This window comes from Pseudomonas sp. P5_B3, from assembly GCF_056400405.1.
The window spans coordinates 1-4,613 of record NZ_JBFULI010000108.1 but is presented as its reverse complement, the minus strand read 5'-3'; the positions used below and the strand labels follow the sequence as shown (position 1 = coordinate 4,613).

Sequence of the window (4,613 nt, the reverse complement as noted above, 5' to 3'; positions counted from 1 at the left end):
GTCGCGTCTGACGCTGACCACCGTTGGTCACGATGAGGTCATCGAGCAGATCACCAAGAACCTGAACAAGCTGATCGAAGTGGTAAAGCTGGTCGACCTGTCGGAGAGTGCTCACATCGAGCGCGAACTGATGCTGGTCAAGGTCAAGGCCACCGGCGCCCAGCGCGCCGAGATCAAGCGCACTACCGATATTTACCGTGGACAGATCGTCGATGTCAGCGCCAGCGTGTATACCGTTCAACTGACCGGTACCAGCGACAAGCTCGACAGCTTCATTCAGTCCATTGGCACTGCATCGATTCTGGAAACCGTCCGTAGCGGCGTGACYGGCATTGCCCGCGGCGACAAAGTACTCAGCATCTAAACCAAATTAGCGAACGGCCTGAACGGCCTGATATAGGGGAAATTCATGAAAGTTTTCTACGATAAAGACTGCGACCTGTCGATCATCCAGGGCAAGAAAGTTGCCATCATCGGTTACGGTTCCCAGGGGCACGCTCAAGCGTGCAACCTGAAAGATTCCGGCGTTGACGTGACTGTCGGCCTGCGTAAAGGTTCGGCTACCGTTGCCAAGGCTGAAGCCCACGGCCTGAAAGTGACCGATGTTGCTTCTGCAGTTGCAGCTGCCGACCTGGTCATGATCCTGACCCCGGACGAATTCCAGTCCTCCCTGTACAAGAACGAAATCGAGCCGAACATCAAGAAAGGCGCCACCCTGGCCTTCTCCCACGGCTTCGCGATCCACTACAACCAGGTTGTGCCGCGCGCTGACCTCGACGTGATCATGATCGCGCCGAAGGCTCCAGGCCACACTGTACGTTCCGAGTTCGTGAAGGGTGGCGGTATCCCTGACCTGATCGCGATCTACCAGGACGCCTCGGGCAATGCCAAGAACGTCGCTCTGTCCTACGCTGCTGGCGTCGGTGGCGGTCGTACCGGCATCATCGAAACCACCTTCAAGGACGAGACCGAAACCGACCTGTTCGGCGAACAAGCCGTTCTGTGCGGCGGTACCGTTGAGCTGGTCAAGGCCGGTTTCGAAACCCTGGTTGAAGCTGGCTACGCGCCGGAAATGGCCTACTTCGAGTGCCTGCACGAACTGAAACTGATCGTTGACCTCATGTACGAAGGCGGTATCGCCAACATGAACTACTCGATCTCCAACAACGCCGAATACGGCGAGTACGTGACCGGCCCTGAAGTCATCAACGCCGAATCCCGTCAGGCCATGCGCAACGCCCTGAAACGTATTCAGGACGGCGAATACGCCAAGATGTTCATCAGCGAAGGCGCTACCGGCTATCCTTCGATGACCGCCAAGCGTCGTAACAACGCCGCTCACGGTATCGAAATCATCGGCGAGCAACTGCGCTCCATGATGCCGTGGATCGGTGCCAACAAGATCGTCGACAAAGCTAAAAACTAAGTCACGCCCTTGTACGAAAAACGCGGCTTAGGCCGCGTTTTTTCGTTTGGGAGGCCGGTTCTGGTATAAAGCTGCATCGTTTGCGGCCGAACCGTCGTCCCAGACACCTGTCCAGACTTTCCACCCCGTTGCAAGGTAATGTCCATGAGCGAACGCCCCGAAGAGCCAAACCAGGCTTCTGACGCCGAAAGCCTGCTGCCCATCGATGAACATGTCGAGGAAGGGCATGACGCTGAAGGTCGTAAAGTCCGGCATCGTGGTATCTATCTTCTGCCGAATCTGTTCACCACTGCGAACCTGTTCGCAGGGTTCTATTCCATCATCAACTCGATGAGCGCCCAGGCAGCCTTGAGTGCCGGCGACTCCGCCAATGCGAGCAAGTACTTTGCGTTTGCGGCCATCGCCATTTTCGTCGCGATGGTACTCGACGGCCTTGATGGTCGCGTTGCGCGCATGACCAATACCCAGAGCGCCTTTGGTGCCGAGTATGACTCGCTGTCGGACATGGTTGCCTTTGGTGTGGCGCCGGCATTGCTGGCCTTCGGCTGGGCCCTGGGTGACATGGGCAAGGTTGGCTGGATGGTCGCCTTCATCTATGTGGCGGGCGCGGCTTTGCGTCTCGCGCGCTTCAACACCCAGGTCGGCACCGCGGACAAGCGCTACTTCATCGGTCTGGCCAGTCCCGCCGCTGCGGGTGTGGTTGCAGGTATCGTCTGGGCGTTCAGCGATTACGGTATCCAGGGGTCGAAGATGTCCTTCCTGGTTGCATTGATGGTTGCTGCGGCCGGCATGCTGATGGTCAGCAACATCAAGTACAACAGCTTCAAGGAGCTGGACCTGAAGGGGCGAGTGCCTTTCGTGGCGATTCTCGCAGTAGTGTTGGTGTTTGCGGTTGTTTTCAGTGATCCGCCGCGCATCCTGCTGCTGGTGTTTCTTGCCTATGCAGCCTCCGGCCCGGTTCAATACCTGTTACATCTTCGTCGGCGTAAAAGCGTCGAGTGATGTAATTTCCCTCATACTCCGCAGTCTGTTGGTGCATCTGTTCTCCAATACTGCGGAGTAGCCATGCTGATCAAAGTCCCTAAAACATCCGACTGCCATGAGTCGGACGTCACGCCTGAATCCCTCTATCTATCTCGACGCAATGTGCTCGGCGCCACGGTCGCCGGCTTCGCTCTGGGCAGCCTGCCGCAATGGGCCAGCGCTGGCGATGCTGCGCGTTACCCGGATGTCGAGCCCGTCAAGGCGCCTGCCTGGTTCAGCGAAAAACTTCCGGCTACCCAGTGGGGTGCGATCAGCGTCAAGGATGAAGCGATCACGCCGTTCAAGGATGCGACTCACTACAACAACTTCTACGAGTTCGGCACCGACAAAGGTGATCCGGCCGCCAACGCCGGCACGCTGAAGACGCAGCCGTGGTCGGTGGTAGTGGACGGGGAGGTGGGCAAGCCTGGGCGGTATGCGCTGGAGGACTTCATGAAACCGTATCAGCTGGAGGAGCGAATCTACCGGTTGCGCTGCGTGGAAGCCTGGTCGATGGTCATTCCCTGGATCGGTTTTCCCCTCTCGGCCTTGCTCAAAGAGGTTGAGCCGACCTCGAAAGCCAGATTCATCCGCTTCGAAACCCTGCAGGATCCCAAAAGCATGCCGGGTCAGCGCTCCGGTTTTGCCTTGATCGACTGGCCATATATAGAAGGGTTGCGTCTGGATGAAGCGATGAACCCGTTGGCGATTCTTGCGGTAGGCATGTACGGGCGTGAGTTGCCTAATCAAAACGGTGCGCCGTTGCGTTTGGTGGTGCCCTGGAAATATGGCTTCAAGAGTATCAAGTCCATCGTGCGCATCAGTCTGGTCGACGAGCAACCGAAAACCACCTGGCAGAGTATTGCTTCGGATGAATATGGCTTCTATGCGAACGTGAATCCCACTGTTGATCATCCTCGCTGGACTCAGGCACGTGAGCGCCGCCTGCCCAGCGGCCTGTTCRAGCCCAATGTGCGCGACACGCAAATGTTCAACGGCTATTCAGAGGAAGTCGCCTCTCTATATGCGGGGCTCGACCTGAGGAAGAACTACTGATGCGCTATCCGTTTTGGCGTATCGGTGTCTTTGTCGTGGTGCTGGTGTGGCCGCTGCTGTGGTTGTACCAGGCCTGGGAGGATGTCCTCGGGCCGGATCCGGGCAAGGTACTGGTCGACCGGCTGGGTTTGGGGGCGCTTGTTCTGTTGCTCGTAATCTTGAGCTTGACGCCTTTGCAGAAACTCACCGGTTGGGCGGGGTGGAATGCCGTGCGGCGACAGTTGGGGTTATGGTGTTTTGCCTATGTGCTGCTCCACCTCAGTAGCTACTGCGCATTTATTCTTGGTTTTGACTGGTCTCAGTTGGGTGTCGAGTTGCGCAAGCGGCCTTACATTATTGTCGGGGTGCTGGGCTTTCTTGGTTTGCTGGCCTTGGCGGTGACTTCCAATCGATACAGTCAGCGGCGATTGGGGGCGGGCTGGAAGAAGTTGCATCGCCTGGCGTATGTCATTCTCGGGCTTGGATTACTGCATATGCTCTGGATTGTGCGCGCCGACCTCAAGGAGTGGGTGATCTATGCATCTATAGGTGCATTGCTGTTAGCGCTGCGGCTACCGCCTTTGGCTCGTCGAATTCCGCGTTTAATGGCTAGAAAGGCCTCTTCCGCCAAAAAGGCGTAAATAGTGGTTGACGGCAGATTCTGGAAGCCTATAATTCGCCCCACTTCCGGCGCAGTCGAAACGGAAAACTCCTTGGTAAACAATGAGTTACGCAGTTTTCGGCAGCRGGTTGCTTCAGKTCATCGAAGCCGAAAGGGAGTTGAAAAAGAGGTGTTGACAGCAGCGTGTAACGCTGTAGAATTCGCCTCCCGCTGACGAGAGATCTTAGGCGCAAGTGGTTGAAGTTGAAAAGGAAACTTGGAAAACTTCAGAAAATAATCACTTGACAGCAAATGAGGCTGCTGTAGAATGCGCGCCTCGGTTGAGACGAAAGATCTTAACCAACCGCTCTTTAACAACTGAATCAAGCAATTCGTGTGGGTGCTTGTGGAGTCAGACTGCTAGTCAACAGATTATCAGCATCACAAGTTACTCCGCGAGAAATCAAAGATGTAACCAACGATTGCTGAGCCAAGTTTAGGGTTTTCTCAAAACCCAAAGATGTTTGA

5 protein-coding genes are annotated in these 4,613 nt (G+C 56.1%); all 5 read left to right on the top strand.

The window, feature by feature from the left end; genetic code table 11:
* Positions 1-364, top strand: a 364-nt coding sequence (gene ilvN / locus AC1DRN_RS29650; protein WP_477786906.1) for an acetolactate synthase small subunit, incomplete at its 5' end; no start/stop codon positions are given.
* Between the two features lie 45 nt (positions 365-409).
* Positions 410-1,426: a ketol-acid reductoisomerase gene (gene ilvC / locus AC1DRN_RS29645; RefSeq protein ID WP_003228216.1), complete on the top strand. Its 1,017-nt coding sequence runs from the start codon at positions 410-412 to the stop codon at positions 1,424-1,426.
* A gap of 144 nt (positions 1,427-1,570) precedes the next feature.
* Positions 1,571-2,428 carry a CDP-diacylglycerol--serine O-phosphatidyltransferase gene (gene pssA / locus AC1DRN_RS29640; RefSeq protein ID WP_056728609.1) on the top strand — a complete coding sequence of 286 codons (858 nt, stop codon included), beginning with the start codon at positions 1,571-1,573 and terminating at the stop codon, positions 2,426-2,428.
* A 63-nt stretch (positions 2,429-2,491) separates the two neighbouring features.
* Positions 2,492-3,505, top strand: coding sequence for a protein-methionine-sulfoxide reductase catalytic subunit MsrP (gene msrP, locus AC1DRN_RS29635; protein ID WP_477786905.1), 1,014 nt, complete (start codon positions 2,492-2,494; stop codon positions 3,503-3,505).
* A complete protein-coding gene (msrQ, locus tag AC1DRN_RS29630) occupies positions 3,505-4,125 on the top strand; it encodes a protein-methionine-sulfoxide reductase heme-binding subunit MsrQ (RefSeq protein ID WP_223463687.1) in 621 nt (206 codons plus the stop codon). The genes msrP and msrQ overlap by 1 nt, the downstream gene beginning before the upstream one ends.
* The last annotated feature ends 488 nt before the right edge of the window (positions 4,126-4,613 follow it).

Excerpts from the sequence above, each read along its gene's own strand:
- ilvC (WP_003228216.1), top strand. The coding sequence starts at position 410 with ATGAAAGTTTTCTACGATAAAGACTGCGACCTGTCGATCATCCAGGGC.
- pssA (WP_056728609.1), top strand. The coding sequence starts at position 1,571 with ATGAGCGAACGCCCCGAAGAGCCAAACCAGGCTTCTGACGCCGAAAGC.
- msrQ (WP_223463687.1), top strand. The coding sequence starts at position 3,505 with ATGCGCTATCCGTTTTGGCGTATCGGTGTCTTTGTCGTGGTGCTGGTG.